Origin of the sequence: Rhizobium sp. Leaf341 (assembly GCF_001424325.1) — a bacterium.
Classification (GTDB): Bacteria; Pseudomonadota; Alphaproteobacteria; order Rhizobiales; family Rhizobiaceae; genus Ferranicluibacter.
In genome coordinates this window covers 781,726-806,295 of the sequence record NZ_LMPE01000015.1, presented here as the reverse complement: position 1 = coordinate 806,295, position 24,570 = coordinate 781,726, and the positions used below count along the sequence as shown (strand labels likewise).

Below are 24,570 nucleotides of genomic sequence, written 5' to 3'. Positions count from 1 at the left end.
ATCCTCCGAAACGAGAAAAGCCCGGCGCAAGCCGGGCTTTTTTCCTATGTGCAGGGCCCCCGTCTGGTAGATCAGTCTGGCAGATCAGGCCGGCGTGTCACGTCCGGCAGGTCACGTCCGGCAGGTCACGTCCGGCGGGTCACGTCCGGCTCAGGGCATTCGTCGCCTTCACCGCAGCCGATGCGCGGTTCTCGACGCCGAGTTTCACATAGATCTGCTCGAGATGCTTGTTGACGGTGCGCGCGGAGAGGCCGAGGATTTCGGCAATATCCCGATTGGACTTGCCTTTGGCGATCCAGACGAGCACCTCCGCTTCGCGCACCGTCAGGGAGAAGTGACGGCGCAGCGCTTCCTCGTCCGTGGTCTGGCTCGCGGCGGTCAGACGAAACAGATATTCGTCGCTGCCGATCACGCCGAGGAACGCGAGGTGCAGCACCGGCACCCCGGCGTTTTCGACGACCAGCGGGGCGTCCTTGGCGCCGGTCCGGTCGCGCAGGAAGTGGGCGATGCGGTCCGAGACCGAGGCCAGGCCATCCTCCGAGCCAATGGCCGTGGCGACCAGCCGCGTCGCCTGGGGCGTCGACCAGTGCAGCGCGCCGTCGCCACGCACGGCCAAGAGGTGGCGGCCGGCCGCATCCAGCGCGACGCGGGCGCTTTGCGCCGAGCGGGCATTGCCGAGATGGACGCGGATGCGCGCGCGCAGCTCATCGATGTTGATCGGCTTGGAAAGGTAGTCCACCCCGCCGGATTCGAGCGCATGGACGATATGCTCCGTTTCCGTCAGCCCGGTCATGAAGATCACCGGCACCGGCGCGATGTCGGCCAGCCCCTTCAGCCGCCGGCAGGTATCGAAGCCGTCCATATCCGGCATGATGGCATCCATGAGCACGATATCCGGCGTGATCTTGTCGACGACCTTCAGCGCCGCCGGCCCGGACGTGGCGATCAGCACGGAAAAGCCGGACTGCTCCAGCGCGTCGGTCAGGAAGCCGAGGGTCTCCGGGCTGTCGTCCACGATCAGGACGATATCGCGGGGGTGGGGCGTCTCACTCACCGGCGCTCTCCTTGCGGCGACGGATCGGTGCGCACCGCCGCGGTTTCGAGAAAGGTGGCATAGCCGGCCATGTCGAAAGCCTGGACATAGGCACGTGCCGCCTCTGCGAAGGCCTGATGGGCAGGGTCACGCGCGAGCTCCGCGAGTTTGGCCTCGATCCCCCGGATATAGCCGATCTCACCGAGCCGGATCAGCTCTTCGATATCGGATGCCTCCGGCGCGACGACCGTCTGCGGCACGGGTGTGTCCGGCTGAGCCGCGGGGTCGTCATGCGTCCATGTCAGCCCGAGATGAATGGCGATCTTGTCCTTCAGCTGCCGGATGTCGAACGGTTTGGCAAGCGTGTCGTTGTGGCCGGTATGCTGGCTGGCCAGGCTGCCGTCGCCGATATTGGCAGACAGCATGATGATGGGGGCCGCCTGTCCATGTGCGCGCAGGCGCGAGACAAGCTGCCACCCGCTCATGCCGGGCATGGAGATATCCACGAGGAACAGGTCGGGCTTGATGCCCTCGATCAGCGTCAGGCATTCGGCGCCGCCGATCGCGGTCAGAACCACGAAGTCGAGCGGGATCAGCACCTCGCGCATCAATTCGCGATGGTCCTCGTTGTCGTCCACCACGACGATCGTGCGACGCGGCCCAGCATAGCCGGTGACCGCGCGCGACGGAGGAGGAACGGGAGCCGGGTGGGCGATGGCCGAGAGCATCAGCCGAACGCGAAACGTCGAACCCTTGTCACGCTCGCTCGTCACCAGGATCTCGCCGCCCAGCGTCTCGGTCAGGAGGCGGGTGATGGTCAGCCCGAGCCCGAGGCCCGGCATCGGGCGGATCGTCTCGGCTTCGCCGCGCTGGAACGGCTCGAAGATGCGCGGCCGGTCGGCCTCCGAAATGCCCCGGCCCGTATCGGTCACGGTGAAGGTCGCCACCTGGCTTCGATAGGCGACCTCGAACCCTATGACGCCGCGATCGGTGAACTTGATGGCGTTCGAGAGCAGGTTGACGAGGATCTGTCGCAGACGCTTCTCGTCGGTGCGCACATGCGTCGGCAGTCCGGGCGATCGCACATGTTCGAAGGCAAGCCCCTTGGCCTGGGCCTGCGGACGGAACATGTCGACGATCTGATCGAGGAAATCCTGAATGTTGATCTCGTTGGAGAACACCTGCAGACGGCCGGCCTCGATGCGGGAAATGTCGAGCAAGCCGTCGATCAGTCCGGAGAGGTGGTCGGCGCTGCGCTTGATGACGCGGATGGCAGCCTGACGGGGGGCCGGGATCGTCTCGTCGCGCTCGAGGATCTGGGCATAGCCCATGACGGCGTTGAGCGGGGTGCGCAGCTCGTGGCTGAGACCGACGACATACCGGCTCTTGGCGCGGTTTGCGGCCTCGGCCGTCTCCTTGGCGTATTGCAGGGCCGCGTCGGTCTTCTTGTGGGCGGCGATTTCCTTGAGCAGCAGCGTGTTCTGGCGCGAGGATTCCTCCTCCGCGACCAGACGGCTGTCGTGCGCGAGCACATAGAACCAGCAGACGACGCCGGTGACGACGGTGAACACGAAGAACACGATGCCGACGGTGCGGTTGATGACCTCGGCGGCGATCGGCGAGGCAGAGCCCGTCTGGTAGGCGATCATCGCAAGGATCGCGCCAATGGCGGAAACGGCGATGACGACCGCCGTGGCATAGCGGCCGAGACGGCTCGAAAGCGCAGTGACGACGTGTTCGGGCAGAAGCCTGCGCGCGACGACCGCCGCTTGCGCGTTCACGCGCGCATGCGGCTTGCAGACATCGTGGCAGCGGCTGTCGAGCGAGCAGCACAGCGAGCAGATCGGTGCGGCATAGGCCGGGCAATACGCCATGTCTTCCGGCTCGAACGGATGCTGGCAGATGGAGCAGGTGATGGTGCTCAGGCTCTTCCAGTGGGCGCGCGGCTTGCGGGCGAGGTAGTATCGCCCGCGCGTCGCATAGGCGAGGGCGGGGGACACGAGGAAGGCGATGAGGGTGACATAGGTCGAGAGCGATGCCATGACCGTGCCGAAGAGGCCGAAATGCGCGGCAAGCGCCACGCCGGCAGCAACGAACATGGCGCCGAGGCCGACCGGATTGATGTCGTAAAGATGCGCCCGCTTGAACTCGATGCCCGGCGGCGAAAGGCCGAGCGGCTTGTTGATGAAGAGATCGGCCGACAGGGTCGAGAGCCAGGACATGGCGATGATGGAGAAGACGCCGAGCGTGGCCTCGAGCAGCTTGTAGATGCCGAACTCCATGAGAAGGAGGGCAATGGCGACATTGAACACCAGCCAGACGACACGTCCGGGATGGCTGTGCGTCAGGCGGGAAAAGAAGTTCGACCAGGCAAGCGAGCCGGCATAGGCGTTCATCACGTTGATCTTGAGCTGGGAGACCACCACGAACGCGGCCATGAGGACGAGGGCCGCCGTGTCGTTGGGGATCATGTAGCCGAAGGCCGTGAGGTACATGTGCGAGGGGTCTGCCGCCTGTCCGGCGGGCACGCCGGTCGAAAGCGTCAGCACGGCCAGGAACGATCCGGCGAGAAGCTTCGGCACACCCACCACCACCCATCCGGGGCCGGCGAGAAAGACGGCAAGGCGATGCCGCCACTTCTTCATGCCTTCCGGCGGGAGAAAGCGCAGAAAATCCACCTGCTCGCCGATCTGGGGCATGAGCGCGAGGATGACGGCGGAGGCGGCGCCGAATTCGACGAGATCGAACGGAGCGGCACCGCCCACCTGCGCATTCGAATGGGCGATGCCGGCAAAGGCGCGCCAGAGGTCGAATTTCTCCCAGTCCGAAAAGGCGATGAAGACGAAGGGCAGGATGTTGAGGACGATCCAGAAGGGCTGCGTGACCAGCTGGAAACGGGAGATCAGCTGCACCCCGTAGATGACGAGCGGGATGACCACGACGGCGCTGATGATATAGCCGATCCAGAGGGGGATGCCAAAGGCGAGGTTCAACGCGCCCGTCATGATGGATGCCTCGATGGCAAACAGCATGAAGGTGAAGCTGGCATAGATCAGCGAGGTGATGGTGGAGCCGATGTAACCGAAGCTCGCCCCGCGCGTGAGCAGGTCGATATCGACCCCGTGGCGGATGGCGTAGCGGCTGATCGGCATGCCGATGAGGAGCATCGCGATTGCGGCCGCGAGAATGGCGAAAAAGGCGTTGGTCGTCCCGTAGGAGAGGGTGATCGTGCCGCCGATTGCCTCCAGCGCGAGAAACGAGATCGCGCCGATGGCCGTCTGCGAAATGCGGCTCGCCGAAAACCTGCGCGCGCTCTTGGCGGTGAAGCGCAGAGCATAGTCTTCCAGGGTCTGGTCTGCGACCCAGCGGTTGTACTCGCGCCGGACCGGGATGATACGCTGCCGGGCTGTCATTTTGGGTTGGTCATGGTGCGATGCATCATCCTTGTCGGGACGCGACGACGCGGGTTCGCGCGGATGAAACGATCTTGAAGACAAGGCGGGCGCCTGTCCAGACGGACGGCATGTTTCCCGCGGAAACACACGCGTTCTCGGCCGTTCCCGCCTACGTCAATTGACGTATGTGCATTGCACAAGGCGTGTCGGATAGTCCCGTTGCGACCCGTTAACACTCCCTTAGGAAACGGCGCCAAAGAACGAGAGGGGTTCTCCGATGTCATTCAAATCCCATACCTTAAGCGCATTTCTGGCAGGCGCCCTGGCAACCACGGCGTTCTCCGCCGTCAACGCGGCTGACGACACGATCAAGGTCGGCGTCCTGCACTCGCTGTCCGGCACGATGGCCATTTCCGAGACGACGCTGAAAGACGCCATGCTGATGCTCATCGACGAGCAGAACAAGAAGGGCGGCGTGCTCGGCAAGAAGCTCGAAGCCGTTGTCGTCGATCCGGCGTCCGACTGGCCGCTGTTTGCCGAAAAGGCCCGTGAGCTGATCTCCGTCGACAAGGTCGCTGCCGTGTTCGGCTGCTGGACGTCCTCGTCGCGCAAGTCGGTTCTGCCCGTGTTCGAAGAGCTGAACTCGATCCTCTTCTACCCTGTCCAGTACGAAGGCGAAGAGTCCTCGCGCAACATCTTCTACACCGGTGCCGCGCCGAACCAGCAGGCCATCCCGGCCGTCGACTACCTGATGGCCAACGAAGGCGTCGAGCGCTTCGTGCTCGAAGGCACCGACTACGTCTACCCGCGCACGACCAACAAGATCCTCGAGGCCTACCTGCTCTCCAAGGGCGTGGCCAAGGAAGACATCATCGTCAACTACACGCCGTTCGGTTTCTCGGACTGGCAGACGGAAGTCGCCAAGATCAAGGAATTCGGCTCGGCTGGCAAGAAGACCGCCGTCGTCTCCACCATCAATGGCGACGCCAACGTTCCCTTCTACAAGGAACTCGGCAACCAGGGCATCAAGGCCACGGATATTCCCGTCGTCGCCTTTTCGGTCGGTGAAGAAGAACTCGCCGGCCTCGACACCAAGCCGCTCGTCGGCCATCTCGCCGCCTGGAACTACTTCCAGTCCGTGGACGCGCCGGCCAATGCCGAGTTCATCAAGGAGTGGCACGCCTATACCAAGAACGACAAGCGCGTGACGAACGACCCGATGGAAGCGGCCTATATCGGCTTCAATGCCTGGGTAAAGGCCGTCGAGGCTGCGGGCACGACCGATACGGATGCCGTTCTCGACACGATCATCGGCACCTCCGTCCCCAATCTGTCGGGCGGATACGCCACCGTCATGCCGAACCATCACATCACCAAGCCAGTGCTGATCGGCGAAATCCAGGGCGACGGCCAGTTCGAAATCGTCCAGCAGACCCCCCAGGTCGTCGGCGACGAGTGGTCGGACTACCTGCCGGACAGCAAGGATCTGATCTCCGATTGGCGCAAGCCCATGTCCTGCGGCAACTTCAACGTTGCAACGGGCAAGTGCGGCGGCAAGGGCTCCTGATCGCACGGCGACCACGCCTTTTCGCAAACACCCTTTCCGTCCGGCTTTGCGCCGGGCGGGGATCTTTCTCGGGGAGACACGTCGATCGTCTTCCCGCATTCGTGCATGGCACGGAACCTGCATCGAAACGACCGGACACGGCGGTTGGAGGGCTTTTCCACCGACGTCGGACCTGCAGGCTGCAGCCCATGGGCAGCGCTTGCGACATTCTTGGGCAGATGGGGGAGGCTTGCCACCGCTCTGCCGCGTGAAGGGGCTTTGAACACACATGCAGCTGATATCGCGCACGGTTCGGACCATGGTTTTCCTGCTCGGCGTCTGCCTTGTCTCTGCGGCCGGCGCACTGGCGCAGGATGGCCTGAAACCGCTGGTCGATGGTCTCGGCGCGACGGCCTTCCCGCAGAAGGTGGAGGCGGTCAAGCAGTTGGCTGCGACGGGCGATCCCAAGGTGCCCGAGATCCTCGACAAGCTGAGCGCCGGCGCCCTGTTTGCGCCGAAGACGGGCGGCGCGGTCTATCTCGTCGAGGGCGGCGTCGTGTCCGATCCGGTGACCGGTGCGCCTGTCGAGGGCGTGGCCGCCGGCAGCCTGCAGAAGATCCGGCTGAACAACATGCTGCGCGGGGCGATCGGCGACGCCATGAGCCAGCTGACCCTGCTCAGCCCTGATCGCAATGCCCGCCTGTCAGCCGCCCAGGCGCTGCTGGCCAGCGGCGACACGGAAAATCTCCCGCTGCTCGACGGTGCGCTGGCAAAGGAAGCCGATGCCGAGGTCAAGGCGGCAATGGAGTCTGCCCGGGCCGTGCTGATCCTGAAAACGGACGCGAGCGCGCAGGACAAGAAGGCGGCGATCGAGAATGTCGCGGCGCGCGGCGATCGCGGCGCGCTGAACATCCTGACGGCCGCGCTCGCCACCGCGCCGCCCGAGCTCGTGCCGGTCATTCAGGGCCGCATCGACGGCATCGCCAGCAGCCTTGCGGTTTGGGACGTCGTCCAGAACGTCTGGTACGGCCTGTCGCTCGGCTCCGTTCTCCTGCTTGCCGCCATCGGCCTTGCCATCACCTTCGGCGTCATGGGCGTCATCAACATGGCGCATGGCGAGATGGTGATGCTCGGGGCCTATACGACCTATGTCGTGCAGCAGACCGTCGCGTCGCTGGCGCCCGGTCTTTCCACCTTTTCGCTCGCCTTCGCCGTGCCGATCGCCTTTCTCTTCACGGGCCTGGTGGGCGTCGCCATCGAGCGCGGCATCATCCGCTTTCTCTACGGTCGTCCGCTCGAGACGCTGCTCGCCACCTGGGGTCTGTCGCTGATCCTGCAGCAGACCATCCGCTCCATCTTCGGGCCGACCAACCGGCAGGTGGACAATCCGAGCTGGATGTCGGGCACCTTCGACCTCGGTGGCCTCGCGATCACCTGGAACCGCATGTGGATCATCGCCTTCTCGCTCGCCGTCTTCCTGGCCCTGCTGACGCTGCTCAAGCGGTCGCGGCTCGGCCTGCAGATGCGGGCGGTGACGCAGAACCGGCGCATGGCCTCGTCCATGGGCATCCGGACGCCGATGGTGGATGCGATGACCTTCGGCCTTGGTTCCGGCATCGCCGGTATTGCGGGCGTGGCGCTCAGCCAGATCGACAACGTCTCGCCCAATCTCGGGCAGAACTACATCATCGACAGCTTCATGGTCGTGGTCTTCGGCGGGGTCGGCAATCTCTGGGGCACCTTCGTCGGCGCCATGACGCTCGGGATCGCTAACAAGTTCCTCGAGCCCTATGCCGGGGCGGTGCTCGGCAAGATCCTCATTCTCGTTCTTATCATCCTCTTCATCCAGCGGCGGCCGCGCGGCCTGTTCGCGCTCAAGGGAAGGTCGATCGAATAATGTTCACGACCCGGCTCATCCATGCGCACGAGAAGAAGGTGCTGGCACTCGCCGCCCTGATCCTCGTCATCGCCATCGCGGTTCCCGCCTCCAACCTCCTGCTCGATCCCGGCAATGTCCTGCATGTGCCGTCCCATGTCGTGCCGCTGTTCGGAAAATATCTCTGCTACGCGCTGCTTGCCCTCGCGCTCGATCTCGTCTGGGGCTATTGCGGCATCCTCTCGCTCGGCCACGGCGCTTTCTTCGCCCTCGGCGGCTATGCGATGGGCATGTATCTGATGCGCCAGATCGGCGCGCGGGGCGTCTACGCCAATCCGGTTCTGCCCGACTTCATGGTGTTTCTGAACTGGAAGGCGCTGCCCTGGTACTGGACGGGCTTTGATCATTTCGGCTTTGCGGCGCTCATGGTCGTTCTGGTGCCGGGTGTGCTGGCCTTCGTGTTCGGCTGGTTCGCCTTCCGCTCGCGCGTCACCGGCGTCTATCTCTCGATCATCACCCAGGCGATGACCTATGCGCTGCTTCTCGCCTTCTTCCGCAACGAAATGGGGTTCGGCGGCAATAACGGCCTGACCGATTTCAAGGACATCATCGGCTTCAACATCCAGGCGCCGGAGACCCGGGCGACGCTCTTTGCCCTGACCGGCGTGGTTCTCGCCCTCGCGCTGCTTCTCTCCTCGGCCATCGTGCAGTCCAAGTACGGCAAGGTGCTGATCGGGGTGCGGGATGCGGAAAGCCGGACACGTTTTCTCGGCTATCGCGTCGAAAACATGAAGCTCTTCATCTTCACGTTCTCTGCCATGCTCGCAGGCATTGCCGGCGCCCTATACGTGCCGCAGGTCGGTATCATCAATCCGGGGGAATTTGCGCCCGCCAATTCGATCGAGGTCGTCATCTGGACGGCGGTCGGCGGACGCGGAACGCTGATCGGGCCGATCATCGGGGCGGTGCTCGTCAACTTCGGAAAATCGATCTTCACGGCCGCCTTTCCCGAATTCTGGCTGTTTGCGCTCGGGGCGCTCTTCGTGGCCACCACGCTGTTCCTGCCCAAGGGGATCGTCGGCACCCTTCAGCAGGGTTTTGCCTCCCGTCGCGACCACAAGGCCGCTGCCGAGGCCGAAAAGGGTCACACGGTTCCCGCCCGCGACCCGGTCGATGCCCAACCTCAGGCCGCGGAGTGAGTGCAATGGACCAGAAGATCACCACCAGCCTCCTTTACCTCGATGGCGTCTCCGTTTCCTTCGATGGCTTCAAGGCGCTGAACGCACTCTCCTTCGTGGTCGCGCCCGGCGAATTGCGGGCGATCATCGGCCCGAACGGGGCCGGCAAGACGACGATGATGGATATCATCACCGGCAAGACGCGGCCGGACAGCGGCACCGTCTATTTCGACGGCAAGGTCGACCTGACCAAGAAAGACGAGGCCGATATCGCGCAGCTCGGCATCGGCCGAAAATTTCAGAAGCCGACCGTGTTCGAGAGCCAGACGGTCTGGGACAATATCGAGCTCGCACTCAACCGCAAACGCGGCGTGTTCGCCACCCTGTTCTACACGCTGACGCCGGGCGACAAGGCGCGCATCGAGGAGATTCTGGAAACCGTGCGCATGACCGCCCGCAAGGACCATCTGGCCGGCAGCCTGTCGCACGGCCAGAAGCAATGGCTGGAAATCGGCATGCTGCTTGCGCAGGAGCCGAAGCTGCTGCTGGTGGACGAACCCGTCGCCGGCATGACCGACGCCGAGACCGCGGAAACCGCGATCCTTTTGAAGGAGATCGCCAAAACCCGTTCGGTCGTTGTCGTCGAGCACGACATGGGCTTCATTCGCGACCTCGGGGTGAAGGTCACCTGCCTTGCCGAGGGATCGGTGCTCGCCGAGGGCTCGATCGACTTCGTGTCGAGCGACCCGAAGGTCATCGAAAACTATCTGGGACGGTGATGTCCATGCCTGAAAACGTCTCGATGGTTGCAGTCCGGACGGCTGCCGACGGTGGTGCGCTCGTTCGTCGCCGCTTGCGGACGGGTGCTTGGCCGCCTGTCTTTACCGGTCCTGTGGAAGAGAGCACGCGTTGCGCGGCGCGACCCGTTGAAAACTCCGATGCGTCGTTCCCACCCATGCCACGAGGTGTCTCATGCTGACCGTCGACAACATCAACCTTCACTATGGTGCGGCCCAGGCCCTGCGCGGCGTCTCCATCACGGCGCCGATGGGCAAGATCACTTGTGTGCTCGGCCGCAACGGCGTCGGCAAGACCAGCCTTCTGCGCGCCGTCACGGGCCAGCATGCGACAAGCGCGGGCAAGGTGACGTTCAACGAGACCGTCATGAACGGCATGGCACCCTACAATCGCGCACGACTGGGTGTCGGCTTCGTGCCGCAGGGGCGGGAGGTGTTCCCCCTGCTGACAGTCAAGGAGAATCTGGAGTCGGGTTTCGCGCCCGTCGCCCGCAAGGACCGGTTCGTCCCGGACGAGATCTTTCAGCTGTTTCCGATCCTGAAATCGATGCTCGGTCGTCGCGGCGGGGATCTGTCCGGCGGGCAGCAGCAGCAACTGGCCATCGGCCGGGCTCTCGTCACGCGTCCGAAGATCCTCGTGCTGGACGAGCCGACGGAGGGCATCCAGCCATCGATCATCAAGGATATCGGGCGGGCAATCCAGTATCTGCGGGATTCCACGGGCATGGCAATTCTGCTTGTGGAACAATACCTTGACTTTTGCCGTGAGCTTGCAGACCATGTCTACATCATGGATCGCGGAGAGATTGTGCATGAAGGCCCGGCCGAAACGCTCGACACGCCGGATGCCCGACGGCACCTTACGGTTTGACCGTGCTCGCCCGCAATCTGCAGCCATTGCCCGAACGACAGCGCATGCCTGAAACGCTTTGCGAAACCGCCGCGACCCGGCCTCAGCGCGCCTTCGGACGCGGACGGCTGGTGGCGAAATCGGCCGGCGGACGCACGCGGCTGGAGGAGTTCTATCAGGAGGGCTGCGCCAAGCTGCGCCTTCCCACGATGTTCGATGGCAGCATGGAAGCGGTTCTGATCAACAGCTCCGGCGGGTTGACAGGCGGCGACGTGATGGACTGGCGCTTTGCCGCGGGCGCGGGCACCGATCTGACGCTGACGACGCAGGCCTGCGAAAAGATCTACAAGGCCAGCGCCGGGACGACCTCGGTGACGACGACCATCCGGGCGGGGGCAGGCTCCCGCATCCATTGGCTGCCGCAGGAAACGATCCTGTTCGATCGCGCCTCGATGACGCGCTCGCTCGATGTTGACCTTGCCGCAGATGCCGAATTTCTGGCTGTCGAGGCTGTGTTGCTCGGGCGGGCCGCAATGGGCGAACGCATGCGCAACGGCCTGTTTCTCGACCGTTGGCGCATCGTGAAAGGTGGCACCTTGTTGCATGCCGAAAACATGCGCTTGTCAGGCGATGTCGACGCGCTGACGCGCCGAGCCTTCTCGCTGGGCGGCCACGTCGCCTTTGCAACGCTGCTCTTGACCGCGGACGGCTGCGAGCAGCACATCAAGGGGATGCGCGAACGCCTGCAGAGCGCCGCCGAAACAGGATCGGGCGGGGTCAGCCACGTCGTGGTGGGCGGGCAGGAAAAACTGGTGGCGCGGATCGTGGCGAAGGACGGTTTCACCTTGCGAAAAATCCTCGTGCCGATGATTTCGCACTTGCGCAAGAGCGGATCTGTGCCGAAAGTCTGGAGCCTGTAGAGAATGTCGAAGAAGATGGTGGGTCGCGTCGCATGAACCTTACTCCGCGGGAAAAAGACAAGCTGCTGATCTCGATGGCCGCCATGGTGGCGCGTCGCCGGCTGGAGCGTGGCGTCAAGCTCAACCATCCCGAAGCCATCGCGCTGATCACGGATTTCGTGGTCGAGGGCGCACGGGACGGGCGTTCCGTGCCCGATCTCATGGAGGCCGGCGCCCATGTCATCACCCGCGAGCAGGTGATGGAGGGGATCCCCGAAATGATCCACGATATCCAGATCGAGGCGACATTCCCGGATGGCACGAAGCTTGTCACCGTTCACGAACCCATTCGCTGAGGTTTCCATGCTGGCGCTTCGACCCAATTGCGAATGCTGCGATACGGACCTGCCGGCCGACAGCCGCGACGCGATGATCTGCAGCTTCGAATGCACCTTCTGCGCGACCTGCGCCGGCGGCGTGCTCGGCGGACGCTGCCCGAACTGCACCGGCGAACTCGTTCGCCGCCCCATTCGTCCTGCCGAGAAGCTGATGAAGAACCCCGCTTCCACCGATCGCGTGGTGAAGGCCGGCGGGTGCGGCATGGCGGCATGACGCCCGCGAACCCGCATCGTCGGACCGTCGTGACTGCCGTGAGTGCCCCGAATGCCATGAATGCCATGAATGCCATGCAGCCTGCCTATCGAGACCTTGAGGAGAGACAGAATGATCCCCGGTGAAATCCTTGCGGCAGAGGGCGAGATCGAACTGAATGTCGGGCTGGAGACGGTGACGATCGAGGTGTCGAACACCGGCGACCGTCCGGTGCAGGTCGGCAGCCACTATCACTTCGCCGAGACCAATGCCGGCCTCACCTTCGATCGTGCGGCCGCCCATGGCCGGCGGCTCGACATTCCGGCTGGTACGGCGGTCCGGTTCGAGCCGGGGCAGACGCGCGACGTGACGCTCATCCCCTTTGCCGGCAAGCGGGAGGTCTATGGTTTCCGCCAGAAGATCATGGGTGCGCTCTGAGATGGCAAGACTGATGGTCTTTTCGGGCGCTGCCCTGGTTTCGGGACTGTTTCTCGCAGCCACGCCCGCCGCTGCGGCCGGCGCCGACGAGCCCGACTGCAACAATGCAACGACCCAGAGCGACATGACGCTGTGCGCGCAGATGGACTACGATACGGCGGATGCGGCGTTGAACGCAGCCTATCGCAAGACGCTGGCGCGTGCTCAGGCGGCGGACAAGGATCTTGCCGATCTCGGCGACGACATGGTCGGCGCGGTCGATGCGCTGAAGACGGCGCAGCGTGCCTGGATCGCCTATCGCGACGGACAGTGCGCGCTGGCAGGCTTCGAGGCGCGGGGCGGGACGATGGAGCCGATGCTGGTGGCCGGCTGTCTCGCGGAGCTGACCACCAAGCGGACGGAAGAACTGGATGCGGCATTGGCCGAGCAATGATCGCCGCACCCGCGGGCCGCGCGGGCCGGCGGATATCGGGCAAGCGGTCCTTTGCGGCCAGAGGATCTGCCGACCGTTCGGCAGGAAGACGGCCGACGCTCGGGGCCAGCGGAGCCGAAAGGCCTTAAGCACGGAACACGGGAGCATGGAACAGGGCAGCATGGAACAGGCAAACGTAGAACAGGAAGGCGGGGGACGATCGTGAAGACCGGGGCGCGCATCGTGATTGTCGGCAATGGGCCGGTGCCGGACGGCACTGCCCCCGAAATCGCGTCTGCCGACTGCGTCATTCGCTTCAATGACTGCCGCTCCTACCGCGCGGGCCAGCGCACGGATGTCGTTGCCGTCTGCAACACAGGTCGCCCGGCAAAGATGATGCTCGGGCCGCCGGCTTTGCAGGTATCGGCAAGCCTCGCGCCGACGGCCTGGGCGGCGCATCCCGCCGTTGTCGCCGCGAAACAGCTCTGGTGCGTCCGCGATCCCGCGCTTTTCCAAACCCTGCGGACACCCCTCGCGACCACGCATCCCGAACTCGACGATTTTTGCGACGACGAGACGGCCGCCTTCGAAGCCTTCGCACAGGCATCCGGCAAGACGTTCCGGGTGCTCGATGCGCAGACGCAGCGGTTCGTGGAGTCGATGCTCTCCGGTTTTTCGCCCGCACGCTACGTCGTGCCGAGCAGCGGCCTTGTCGTGATCGCCGATGTGCTCGGCGCACATCCCGACGCCGATATCGCGCTTGCCGGCTTCACCCATGTCGGATGGGAGGGGCACCCGTTCGCCGCCGAGCGGCAACTGGTCGATCGCTGGATCGCCGAGGGCCGGCTTCGACGGCTGGACGCGGCACCGGCCGTGTCTTTCGCGGTCGGGCGTTAGGAGAGCGGCATGGGCAAAGCTGTCAGGATGAAAACGGGCACGATCACCAAGGCCATGATCGCATCCCCGTCGCCCCATGCGCATCATCCCGGCGGCACTCCGGACCATCCGGGCGGCGAGAGCAACCGTCGCACTGGCGGCTTTGCGCCCTCTACAGTCGATCGCGCTGCTGGCCGGTCATCCCTTTTTTCCGAGCTTTCGAGGTAGTCCCATGTCCTACAAGATGTCCCGCGCCGCCTATGCCAACATGTTCGGCCCGACGACCGGTGACCGGGTCCGGCTGGCGGATACGGAGCTTTTCATCGAGGTGGAGAAGGATTTCACCACCTATGGCGACGAGGTGAAGTTCGGCGGCGGTAAGGTCATCCGGGATGGCATGGGCCAAAGCCAGGTGACGCGGGCCGATGGCGCGGTGGATACCGTCATCACCAATGCGCTGATCGTCGATCACTGGGGCATCGTCAAAGCCGATATCGGGCTGAAGGATGGGTTGATCATCGCGATCGGCAAGGCGGGCAACCCGGATACGCAGCCGAATGTCGACATCATCGTCGGACCCGGCACGGAGGCGATCGCCGCCGAAGGCAAGATCATCACGGCCGGAGGCATGGACAGCCATATCCACTTCATCTGCCCGCAGCAGATTGAAGAAGCGCTCATGTCGGGCCTCACGACGATGCTCGGCGGCGGCACGGGGCCGGCGCACGGCACGCTCGCCACGACATGCACGCCCGGCCCCTGGCATCTGGCGCGCATGATCGAGGCCGCCGATGCCTTCCCCATGAACCTCGCCTTTGCCGGCAAGGGCAATGCATCCCTGCCGGGCGCGCTGGTCGAGATGGTGCTGGGTGGCGCGACCTCGCTGAAGCTGCACGAAGACTGGGGCACAACGCCTGCTGCCATCGACTGCTGCCTGTCGGTCGCCGACGAGTACGACGTGCAGGTGATGATCCACACGGACACGCTGAACGAAAGCGGCTTCGTCGAGGACTCCATCGCCGCGTTGAAGGGCCGCACTATCCACGCCTTCCATACCGAAGGGGCCGGAGGCGGGCATGCGCCCGACATCATCAAGATCTGCGGTCAGCCGAACGTCATCCCGTCCTCCACCAACCCGACGCGGCCCTACACGATCAATACGCTGGCCGAGCATCTGGACATGCTGATGGTCTGCCATCACCTGTCGCCGTCGATCCCCGAGGACATCGCCTTTGCCGAAAGCCGGATCCGCAAGGAGACGATCGCGGCGGAGGACATTCTTCACGATATCGGCGCCTTCTCGATCATCTCGTCCGACAGCCAGGCGATGGGCCGCGTCGGCGAGGTGGCGATCCGCACCTGGCAGACCGCCGACAAGATGAAGCGGCAGCGCGGCCGCCTGCCGGGCGAGACCGGCGACAACGACAACATGCGGGTGAAGCGTTACATCGCGAAATACACCATCAACCCGGCCATCGCACATGGTCTCAGCCACGCGATCGGATCGGTGGAGGTCGGCAAGCGGGCGGATCTCGTGATGTGGAGCCCGGCCTTCTTCGGGGTCAAGCCGGACATGGTCCTGCTCGGCGGCGTGATCGCGGCAGCGCCGATGGGTGATCCGAACGCCTCCATTCCGACGCCGCAGCCGGTGCACTACCGGCCGATGTTCGGCGCCTATGGCAAGGCGCGAACCAATTCGTCCGTTACCTTCGTGTCGCAGGCTTCGCTCGATGCCGGTCTCGCAGCCAAGCTCGGCGTGGCAAAGACGCTGATGGCGGTGAAAAACACACGCGGCGGGATCGGCAAGGCCTCGATGATCCACAACAGCCTGACGCCGGTGATCGAGGTCGATCCGGAAACCTACGAGGTGCGGGCGGATGGCGAGTTGCTGACCTGCGAGCCCGCGACAGTGCTGCCGATGGCGCAGCGCTATTTCCTGTTCTAGACCGGTGCGCGCGGTCCTCACGCTCGATGGCAGGCTCGGCGGACGCCGGCCGATGTGCACCGTATGAGGCGGCTGCGCACGGCCGTGCGAAGACTGGGGATCGGTCTCGCGCTCCTGACGCTTGTCCTCGCGCTGGCCGCAGGGTTCGGCGCGATCCTGCCGCAGCCCTTGTTTGCGCCATCAGGCGACGGCGGAGAGGGGACGCGGCGGATCCTGGTTCTCTCCAACCCGATCCACACCGATATCGCCATTCCCGTGGATGCGGAAAGCCTCGAGCGGTTCTCGTTTCTTCGCGAGAACGGCGTACCGGTCGATGATCCCGCGGCGCGGTGGATGGTATTCGGTCGGGGCGGGCGCGCCTTCTATCTTCAGACGCCGACCTGGGCGGACCTGAAACCGCTTCCCCTTCTGCGCGGACTGACGCTCGATCGGGCGGTGTTGCATGTGGACGTGCTCGGTGCGCTGGACGAGCCGACGCCTACGGTGCAGGGTTACGACATCGGGCCTGTCGCCTATCAGCGGCTGCTCGAGACGATCGCGGCCGACTTCGAACGGCTGCATGGGCAGGTCGTGCCGGTGCCGGATGTGCGCTACGGGCAGACCGATCGTTTCTTCGAGGCGACCGGCTGGTTCACGGCGCTGGCCGGCTGCAACACCTGGACGGCGCGTGTCTTGCGCGCGGCGGGGCTTCGCACGGGGGTCTGGAACCCGCTGCCGGTATCGCTCGCCTTTTCTCTCCAGCATTTCAATTGATCGAGGACGTCATGCCGTATCGCTCCACCGCCATCGTTTCTCCGGCTCCGGCCGATATCACGCCCGTTGCCCTGTTGCGCCTGCCGCACGACCAGCGGCATCTGCGACGCAAGCTCCTGCATCTGCCGGATGATGACGTCGTCATGCTCGACCTGAAGCAGGCCGTGATGCTCGCCGATGGCGATGCGCTGGTGCTGGACGGCGGCGGCTACATCCTGATTGCCGCCGTGGAGGAGCCGCTTTACGAGATCAAGCCGCGCGACCGTCTTCACCTGATCGAGCTCGCCTGGCATCTGGGCAACCGGCACCTCCAGGCCGAGATCCGCGAGGACCGCATCGTCATCCTGCGCGATCCCGTCATCCGCTCCATGCTGATCGGGCTCGGTGCCGACGTTCAGGAGGTGACGGCGCCCTTCCAGCCGATGCGCGGCGCCTATCACAGCGGGCACGGACATGATCATGGTCCGGATCAACACCATGATCACGGCCATGGCGGGAAGGGGCACGAGCATTCCCATGACGGATAGGCTTTGCCAGGCGACGCGGGCGGACCGTCCTGACACAGAGACGAACACCGGGAGCACGCAGGCGCTTCTCAGGCTGATGGCATGGCTGTCGCCGGCGTTTCCCGTCGGGGCCTTCTCCTATTCGGGCGGGCTCGAGCAGGCCGTGGCCGATGGAAGCGTTGCGGATCCGGCGTCGCTCGAGGATTGGCTGTCCGGCGCGCTTGCGCAGGGAACGACCTGGAACGATGCCGTGCTGCTCGCGGAAAGCTATCGCGCGGCCGGAAAGGTCGACGCGCTCCACGCTGTCGCCGCTCTTGCAGAGGCCATGGCGGGAAGCCGGGAGCGGCAGATGGAGACCCTGCTGCAGGGAGAGGCCTTTCTCGCCGCAGCGTCCGCCTGGCCGGCCGGGATCGAGGTTTCGCTGCCGGAGCGCGTCGCCTATCCGGTTGCCGTCGGCACCCTTGCCGGCCTTCATGGCACAGGGCTCGCGCCGGCGATTGCGGCCTATCTGCATGCGGCACTCTCCAACCAGATCTCCGTGGCGATCCGGTGCGGCGTGCTCGGCCAGCGCGCCGGCGTGGCCATGCTGGCGGGGCTGGAAGCCGACGTGGCGGCGATAGCGGCACGCGCGGCCGCAAGCTCGCTTGAGGATCTCGGCTCTGCCGGCTTTCTGGCAGACGTCGCAGGCCTTCGCCACGAGACGCTGGCGTCTCGCCTCTTCCGGTCGTAAGGCGTGAAAAACGTTGCCCCGAGGGGCGCATTCGAAAGGACACTCTGATGGCATCCACCCATGGTCCCCTGCGCGTCGGCATCGGCGGCCCGGTCGGCTCGGGCAAGACGGCTCTGACGGACAAGCTGTGCAAGGCCATGCGCGACAGATGGTCTGTCGCCGTGGTTACCAACGACATCTACACGCAGGAAGACGCCGAAGCGCTGGTGCGCATGCAGGCGCTGCCTTCCGACAGGATCGTCGGCGTCGAGACAGGCGGTTGCCCGCACACCGCCATCCGCGAGGATGCGACGATCAACCTGCAGGCCATCGCCGACCTCAATCGCCGGATCCCGGACCTCGACGTCGTGTTCATCGAGTCCGGCGGCGACAATCTCGCGGCGACCTTCTCGCCCGATCTGGCCGATATCACGCTCTACGTCATCTCCGTCTGCCAGGGCGAGGAGATTCCCCGCAAAGGCGGTCCGGGCATCACGCGCTCCGATCTCCTCGTCATCAACAAGAAGGATCTCGCGCCTTATGTCGGGGCCGACCTCGAGGTCATGCAGCGCGACGCCGACCGCATGCGCCAATCCCGGCCGTTCGTGTTTTCCGACATGAAGCGCGGCGAGGGCGTTGAGCGGATCGTGGAGTTTCTGCGGGTCGAAGGCGGGCTGTAGGAGACCTGTCGAGAACCGACGCACGTCCGCACCGCCACCTGCGGGCAAGGGGCCCGGGCGGGGAAGCTGTCGGCAAGGGGCGGTCGCGGCAATAAGCCCGCCGTCTACTCCGCAGCGAGAGCCGGGTGCGTGACGACGGTGCCTCCGACGGCACGCAGCGTGCCCGGCGTGGCGCGGCTTTCCAGGCGATCGAGGCGCTCCTGCAGCGTTTCGATCGTTTCGGCCTGCTCCGCGAGCTTTTCCGTCAGTGCCGTATTTTCGAGCGGGATGGTCTCGGCCTCCTTGCGGCCGACGAGACCGCCGAAGGCCCATCCAAGCAGGCGCGACAGGTCGTCCATGATCAGGAAGAACGACGGCACGACCACCAGCGACAGGACCGTGGAGACGATGATCCCGCCGATGACGGCGATGGCCATCGGTGCGCGGAACGATCCGCCTTCGCCGACCCCGAGCGCGGACGGCAGCATGCCCGCCGACATGGCGATGGACGTCATGATGATCGGCCGGGCCCGCTTGCGCCCCGCCTCCACCATGGCATCCACCCGTTCCATGCCCTGACGCTTCATCTCGATGGCGAAATCGACCAGGAGGATGGCGTTCTTGGTGACGATGCCCATCAGCATGAGGATGCCGATAAGGACGGGCATGGAGAGCGCATTGTTGGTGACGATGAGGCCCAGTGCGACGCCGCCGATGGCGAGCGGCAACGAGAACAGGATCGTGAAGGGCTGGATCACATCCTTGAACAGGAGGATCAGCACCACGAGAACCAGGAGCAGGCCGAGCAGCATGGCATGGACGAAGCCGGACTGCATTTCGGCCTGGACCTCGGCGTCGCCGCTTTCCAGGAAGCGGACGCCCTTCGGCAGGTTGACCTCGCTTGCGGCCTGTTTGAAGCGATCCGAGGCCGTGTTCAGCGCAACGCCGACCGGCAGGTCCGCGCCGATCGTGACGACGCGGAAGCGGTCATAGCGCTTGATGGAACTCGGCCCTTCCGAATAGGCGATATCGGCCACGCTCGAGATGGGCACCAGCGCGCCGGATGCCGTCTGGATCCGGATGTTGCGGATGGCGGCCAGATCCGTGCGGACGCCGGTGTCGAGCTGCACGCGAATGGGGATCTGCCGGTCGTCGAGCGAGATCTTCGTCAGCGCCGCGTCGATGTCGCCGATGGTCGCGACCCGCAGGACATCGGAGAGCTGGGACGTGGTGATGCCGAGCCGCGACATGCGTTCCGTCAGCGGACGCAGCTGCAGTTCCGGGCGCGGCAACGCACCGTCGGGGCTCACATTGGCGAGCGTCGGCTCGTTGCGGAGCTTGGCCTGCAGCAGGCCGACGGCATCGCTAAGGGACGCTTCGTCATTGGACAGAAGGTTGAATGCCAGGTCGCGCTCGCCGCGGTCGTTCAGCTTGAGCACGCGCACATCCGGAATGGTGTGAATGGCGGCAAAAATCTGGGACTCGATCTGGGACTGGGGAATGACGCGGCCTGTCGGCGGCAGCTTGGGCATGTACTGGCCCACCACCGGGAGCCGGCCCAGGAGATTGTTGACCAGCTTGTTGACGAGCGAATGGTCGAGCTTCTTGAGAAGGACCGTGATCGTCGCGCGACGCAGCTCGAGGTCGCCCTTCGGCGATGCCCCGCCCAGCACGAAGATGCCGTCGACGCCCGCGAAACCCTTGATCCGGTCGTAGATTTCTGCGGTCGTCCGGTCGGTATCCTCCAGCATGGCATCCGGCGGCAGTTCGACGGAGAGCACGATGCGCGACGCATCTTCCGGCGGCAGGAAGCTGCCGGGAACGGTCAGCAGCAGCTGTACCGAGCCGACGAGGAAGGCAATCGCGACGGCGAGCGTCAGATAGCGCATGTACCAGCGCCGCGTGGTGGTCGAGACCAGCCAGCTGTAGCCGCGCATGATGACGCCGTCGCGCGCTTCGCCATGCCCGTCGCCATCGCCGGAGCGCATGAGATAGGCAGCCATGACCGGCGTGATCAGTCGCGCCACCATGAGCGAGAAGAACACGGAAACCGCGACCGTCAGGCCGAACTGGATGAAGTACTGACCGGGGATGCCCGGCATGAAGGACACCGGCACGAAGACCGCGATGATCGTGAACGTGGTGGCGATGACCGCAAGACCGATCTCGTCCGCCGCCTCGATCGACGCCCGATAGGGCGATTTGCCCATCTTGATGTGCCGGGCGATGTTTTCGATCTCGACGATCGCGTCATCCACGAGAATGCCGGTTGCCAGCGTCAGGGCCAGGAACGAGACGAGGTTGAGCGAGAAGCCGAGCAGGTCCATGACCCAGAAGGTCGGAATGGCCGACAGGGGCAGGGCCAGCGCGGAAATCAGCGTTGCGCGCCAGTTCCGCAGGAACAGGAGAACGACGGCCACGGCCAGCAGTGCGCCTTCGATCAGCGTGTGCAGGGCCGCTTCGTAATTGCCGTAGGTGAAGTACACACTGTCGTTGATCAGCTGGATCGAGACGCCGGGATTGGCGGCCCGGACGGCGTCCAGCGACTTTGCGACGGTTTCGGCGACGGTGACCTCGCTTGCGCCCTTGGAGCGGAACACGGCGAAGGTGACGACGGGCGTGCCGTCGAAGCGCGAGAAACTTTTCGGTTCTTCATAGGTGTCCGTGACGGTGCCGAGTTCCGACAGGCGCACGAAGCGTCCGTTCGGCATAGCGATCATCGTATCGGCCAGCGCCGAGACGGAGCGGGCGTCACCGAGCGTGCGGATCGCCTGTTCGCTGCCGCCGATCTGTCCGCGGCCGGAACCGAGGTCGGTGTTCATCTTGCGCAGCTGCGCGTTCACGTCGGTCGCCGTGATCCCATAGGAATTGAGGCGGCTGTCGCTGAGTTCGACGCGCACCTCGCGATCCGCGCCGCCGTAGCGGTCGATCCGGCCGATGCCGGTCTGGCCCTGCAAGGCGCGCTTGATCGTATCGTCCACGAACCAGCTGATCTCTTCCAGAGTCATATCCGGAGCGGAGACGGCAAAGGTCTGGATCGCCTGACCCTCGACATCGATCTTGGCGACGATCGGCTCCTCGATCCCAGCCGGAAGGTCGCCGCGGATCCGGTCGATCGCATCCTTGGTGTCCTGCACCGCCTGGTTCGTCGGGATCTCGATCTCGAATTCGACGGCGGTCGTGGAAATGCCGTCGGTAATGGTCGAGGTGACGTGCTTGACCCCGGCAATGCCGGCGACGGCGTCCTCGATCTCCTTGGTGACCTGCGTTTCCAGCTCGGCCGGCGCAGCGCCACTCTGCGCGACGGCGATGGAAACGATGGGCACATCGATGTTGGGGAAGCGTGTGATCGGCAGCGCGTTGAACGACTGATAGCCGAGAAACATCAACAGCACGAAGGTGAGGATCGGTGCGATCGGATTGCGAATGGCCCAGGCCGAAAAATTCATGGCGGGTCGATCCTCAGTTGGTGGCCGTCTTGCCAGTGGTGTCTGTCGGCCTGACCGGCGTGATCCGGTCGCCATCGCGAACATAGGCACCCGCTTTCGCCACGACCTCGTCGCCTTCCGCGAGGCCCGAGACGACCTCGATGTAGCGACCGTCCTGAATGCCCGTCTCGATCCGGGCCATCTCGACCACGCCGTCGCGCACCTTGCGCACGACCGTTTCGCTCTTGCCGCTGGTCACGGCCGTGAGGGGAAGGGCCAGGGCCTGCTTTTCCTCCACCGTGATGTCGGCATTGGCATACATGCCGATGCGCGCCTTTTCGGACTCGGGGATGCTGATGAAGACGGTGCCGAGGCGGGTATCGGCGTCGACGGTCGGCGATATCAACCGGATCGTGCCGTCGAGCGTGACACGGCTATCGGCGAGCTTCAGCTTGGCCTTCTGGCCGACGGCGAGCTTCAGGAGATCGCTTTCCGAGACGTCGGCGCGCATCTCCACGGCGCCGTCGCGGATGATGGTGAAAAGCGGCTGTCCGGAGCCGGCGGCGATGGCGCCGACTTTGGCTGTCCGGGCGGAGACCGTGCCGGCGACCGGCGCCTTGATGGTGGTGCGCGCCAGGCGGAGGTCCACATCTGCGATCTGCGCTTCGACGACCTTGATGTCGGACTGCGCAACGGCGATCAGCTGTTCGGCAGAGGTGACGCGCGCCAGCGCGGCCGCCGCGGCGGCCTCCGTCTGGTCGGCAAGGGCGGTGGAAACCGAACCCGATGTCAGGAGCCGGGCGTTGCGCTCGGATACGCGAACGGCCTCTTTCGCATTGGCTTGCGCTTCGACGAGCTGGGCTTGATACTGGGCGAGCGACGCCTGCGCCTTGGCGAGGCTGGCCTCGTTCTGGCCGCGCGTGAGCAGGAGGGCGTCCTCGTTCAACGTCGCCATCGTTGCGTCGGCCTCGACCTTGTCGCCGATATCCACTGCAAGGCTGCGGATCGACAGGCCCTCGACGAGCGGCTGCACAAAGGTTTCCTCGACCGCCTGAATGGTCCCGGTCGCAATGACCCGGTCGATGACCTTGCGCGTCTCGGCCTTGGTGACGACGATGGACGGGTAGCTGGCCGCAGGCTTGGCGTCCGCCTTGTCCGCCTCAGGCGTTGCCGTTTCCTGGGTCTGGCTTTGGCTTTGGACCTGGGCTTGAGCCTCGGCTGCCGATGCCGAAACGGGCAACCATGCCAGCAGGAGAGCCGTCAGGACGGCTGGAAACGGCGTTCGTTCCGAAGCGGGCCTGTCCGCATGCATGCCACTTGCCAAGCTACGTTCACCCGCCATCGGCGCGTCCTCATCACTGAATTATGCTGAAAGACGACCAACGCCGTCTTGTCTGCCCCATCATCGCAAGGCTGGCGCCACGCCCCCGCGGCAGCCTACCCGGCGTCCTCTATAGCATTGTCCGAGGTTTCGTGCTCGGAGAATCATCGGCACAATGGCGTCTGAAGCCCCGGAGCCCTTTGGTCTGCAGAGGTCCGACCGTCTATGGCGTCGGGATCAGGCATTTTTCAGGCAGACGGGCCCGGCACGTGGCTTCGGGAGGAACCGGAACGCGAAACGCGCGGCCGGAGCCGCGCGCTGTCGAATGGTAGATGCCGATCGGCTTGCGGGCTACTTCAACGCCGCGTCAGTGATCTCGTGCGTCCAGGCGCCGGTGGGCTCCTTGGTAATGACGGGGTCGGAGCCGCCCTTCATCAGCGATGCGACCGTGCGGGTGTAGTCGGCCTCGTCCAGCGCGCCGTTGGAGCCGGCGGTCAGCTTGGCAATCTCGCCCATCATGCGCTTCTGGTGCTCTTCGGTCTGGGCGCCGGTCGCATCGTTTTCCAGCACGATGCCGGCGGCCTCGTCGACGTTCTCTTCGGCGTATTTCCAGCCCTTCATCGAGGCGCGCACGAACTTGACCATCTTGTCCTTGAACGCCTGATCCTTGAGCTTGTCTTCAAGCACGTAAAGGCCGTCTTCGAGCGTCGCCACGCCCTGATCCTCGTACTTGAACGTCACCAGATCCTCCGGCTTGATGCCGGCGTCGAGAACCTGGCCGTATTCGTTATAGGTCATCGTGGAGATGCAGGCGGCCTGCTTCTGGATCAGCGGATCGACGTTGAAACCCTGCTTGAGGACGGTCACGCCATCCGGCCCGCCATCGGTCTTGAGGCCGAGCTGGCTCATCCACGACAGGAACGGATATTCGTTGCCGAAGAACCAGACGCCGAGCGTCTTGCCCTTGAAGTCGGCGGGGCTCGTCACGCCGCTTTCCTTGAGGCAGGTCAGCATCATGCCGGACCGCTTGAACGGCTGGGCGATATTGACGAGGGCGACACCCTTTTCGCGGGTGGCGAGGGCCGACGGCATCCAATCGACCACGACATCGGCTCCACCGCCGGCGATGACCTGCGGAGGCGCGATATCCGGACCGCCCGGCTTGATCTCGACGTCAAGACCTTCCTCCTCGTAGAAGCCCTTGTCCTTGGCGACGTAGTAGCCGGCAAACTGTGCCTGCGTGACCCATTTCAGCTGCAGCGTAACCTTGTCCGCTGCCATGGCGTCGAAGGCGGCCAGCGAGAGAGCACTGGACAGGAGAAGCGATGCGATTGTCCGTTTCATGTTCGTTCCCTTTG

The 24,570-nt window shown here is 64.7% G+C and carries 22 protein-coding genes; 17 read left to right on the top strand and 5 right to left on the bottom strand.

Annotated elements, in window-relative coordinates:
• Positions 1–139 precede the first annotated feature (139 nt).
• Together ASG03_RS18460 and ASG03_RS18455 are read right to left on the bottom strand one after the other, a co-directional pair.
• The gene (locus tag ASG03_RS18460) at positions 140–1,054 is read right to left on the bottom strand and encodes a response regulator transcription factor (RefSeq protein WP_062695010.1); all 915 of its coding nucleotides are present in this window, start codon (positions 1,052–1,054) and stop codon (positions 140–142) included.
• Positions 1,051–4,446, bottom strand: a complete 3,396-nt coding sequence (locus ASG03_RS18455; protein ID WP_062695008.1) for a hybrid sensor histidine kinase/response regulator — start codon at positions 4,444–4,446, stop codon at positions 1,051–1,053. The genes ASG03_RS18460 and ASG03_RS18455 overlap by 4 nt, the downstream gene beginning before the upstream one ends.
• A 259-nt stretch (positions 4,447–4,705) precedes the next feature.
• Here ASG03_RS18455 and urtA point away from each other — a divergent pair, with 259 nt between their 5' ends.
• The 17 genes from urtA (at position 4,706) to ureG (ending at position 18,484) form a co-directional block, all read left to right on the top strand.
• Positions 4,706–5,995 (top strand): urea ABC transporter substrate-binding protein, encoded by a 1,290-nt coding sequence (urtA, locus tag ASG03_RS18450; RefSeq protein WP_062476545.1) that lies wholly within the window; start codon positions 4,706–4,708, stop codon positions 5,993–5,995.
• Between the two features lie 298 nt (positions 5,996–6,293).
• The gene (gene urtB / locus ASG03_RS18445) at positions 6,294–7,871 is read left to right on the top strand and encodes an urea ABC transporter permease subunit UrtB (protein ID WP_443216639.1); all 1,578 of its coding nucleotides are present in this window, start codon (positions 6,294–6,296) and stop codon (positions 7,869–7,871) included.
• The gene (gene urtC / locus ASG03_RS18440; RefSeq protein ID WP_062695006.1) at positions 7,871–9,049 is read left to right on the top strand and encodes an urea ABC transporter permease subunit UrtC; all 1,179 of its coding nucleotides are present in this window, start codon (positions 7,871–7,873) and stop codon (positions 9,047–9,049) included. The genes urtB and urtC overlap by 1 nt, the downstream gene beginning before the upstream one ends.
• Before the next feature lie 5 nt (positions 9,050–9,054).
• On the top strand, positions 9,055–9,807 hold the full coding sequence (gene urtD / locus ASG03_RS18435; RefSeq protein WP_062695004.1) for an urea ABC transporter ATP-binding protein UrtD: 753 nt from the start codon (positions 9,055–9,057) through the stop codon (positions 9,805–9,807).
• Between the two features lie 193 nt (positions 9,808–10,000).
• A complete protein-coding gene (gene urtE / locus ASG03_RS18430) occupies positions 10,001–10,696 on the top strand; it encodes an urea ABC transporter ATP-binding subunit UrtE (RefSeq protein ID WP_062476536.1) in 696 nt (231 codons plus the stop codon).
• A 44-nt stretch (positions 10,697–10,740) separates the two neighbouring features.
• Positions 10,741–11,595 carry an urease accessory protein UreD gene (locus ASG03_RS18425; protein ID WP_062695002.1) on the top strand — a complete coding sequence of 285 codons (855 nt, stop codon included), beginning with the start codon at positions 10,741–10,743 and terminating at the stop codon, positions 11,593–11,595.
• A gap of 32 nt (positions 11,596–11,627) precedes the next feature.
• On the top strand, positions 11,628–11,930 hold the full coding sequence (locus ASG03_RS18420) for an urease subunit gamma (protein ID WP_062591957.1): 303 nt from the start codon (positions 11,628–11,630) through the stop codon (positions 11,928–11,930).
• A gap of 7 nt (positions 11,931–11,937) precedes the next feature.
• Positions 11,938–12,186, top strand: a complete 249-nt coding sequence (locus ASG03_RS18415; protein WP_062476530.1) for a DUF1272 domain-containing protein — start codon at positions 11,938–11,940, stop codon at positions 12,184–12,186.
• Between the two features lie 111 nt (positions 12,187–12,297).
• Positions 12,298–12,603 (top strand): urease subunit beta, encoded by a 306-nt coding sequence (locus ASG03_RS18410; protein ID WP_062476527.1) that lies wholly within the window; start codon positions 12,298–12,300, stop codon positions 12,601–12,603.
• 1 nt (position 12,604) lies between these two features.
• Entirely contained in the window at positions 12,605–13,036 is a 432-nt protein-coding gene (locus ASG03_RS18405) for a lysozyme inhibitor LprI family protein (protein ID WP_156379815.1), read from the top strand.
• A 222-nt stretch (positions 13,037–13,258) separates the two neighbouring features.
• A complete protein-coding gene (locus ASG03_RS18400) occupies positions 13,259–13,912 on the top strand; it encodes a hypothetical protein (protein WP_062695327.1) in 654 nt (217 codons plus the stop codon).
• A gap of 9 nt (positions 13,913–13,921) precedes the next feature.
• Positions 13,922–14,119, top strand: coding sequence for a hypothetical protein (locus ASG03_RS21895; protein WP_062695000.1), 198 nt, complete (start codon positions 13,922–13,924; stop codon positions 14,117–14,119).
• 4 nt (positions 14,120–14,123) lie between these two features.
• Positions 14,124–15,836: an urease subunit alpha gene (gene ureC, locus ASG03_RS18390; RefSeq protein ID WP_062694998.1), complete on the top strand. Its 1,713-nt coding sequence runs from the start codon at positions 14,124–14,126 to the stop codon at positions 15,834–15,836.
• A 63-nt stretch (positions 15,837–15,899) separates the two neighbouring features.
• A complete protein-coding gene (locus ASG03_RS18385) occupies positions 15,900–16,589 on the top strand; it encodes a TIGR02117 family protein (RefSeq protein ID WP_200934714.1) in 690 nt (229 codons plus the stop codon).
• A gap of 11 nt (positions 16,590–16,600) precedes the next feature.
• Positions 16,601–17,116 (top strand): urease accessory protein UreE, encoded by a 516-nt coding sequence (gene ureE / locus ASG03_RS18380; protein WP_062694996.1) that lies wholly within the window; start codon positions 16,601–16,603, stop codon positions 17,114–17,116.
• A gap of 76 nt (positions 17,117–17,192) precedes the next feature.
• The gene (locus tag ASG03_RS18375) at positions 17,193–17,825 is read left to right on the top strand and encodes an urease accessory protein UreF (protein WP_062695323.1); all 633 of its coding nucleotides are present in this window, start codon (positions 17,193–17,195) and stop codon (positions 17,823–17,825) included.
• A 47-nt stretch (positions 17,826–17,872) separates the two neighbouring features.
• Entirely contained in the window at positions 17,873–18,484 is a 612-nt protein-coding gene (ureG, locus tag ASG03_RS18370) for an urease accessory protein UreG (protein WP_062694993.1), read from the top strand.
• A gap of 104 nt (positions 18,485–18,588) precedes the next feature.
• Here ureG and ASG03_RS18365 read toward each other — a convergent pair whose 3' ends face one another.
• The 3 genes from ASG03_RS18365 to ASG03_RS18355 form a co-directional block, all read right to left on the bottom strand.
• Positions 18,589–21,912: an efflux RND transporter permease subunit gene (locus ASG03_RS18365; protein WP_062694991.1), complete on the bottom strand. Its 3,324-nt coding sequence runs from the start codon at positions 21,910–21,912 to the stop codon at positions 18,589–18,591.
• Positions 21,913–21,925: 13 nt separating this feature from the next.
• Entirely contained in the window at positions 21,926–23,233 is a 1,308-nt protein-coding gene (locus ASG03_RS18360) for an efflux RND transporter periplasmic adaptor subunit (RefSeq protein WP_443216631.1), read from the bottom strand.
• 330 nt (positions 23,234–23,563) lie between these two features.
• Positions 23,564–24,556, bottom strand: coding sequence for an ABC transporter substrate-binding protein (locus tag ASG03_RS18355; protein ID WP_062476498.1), 993 nt, complete (start codon positions 24,554–24,556; stop codon positions 23,564–23,566).
• Positions 24,557–24,570 lie beyond the last annotated feature (14 nt).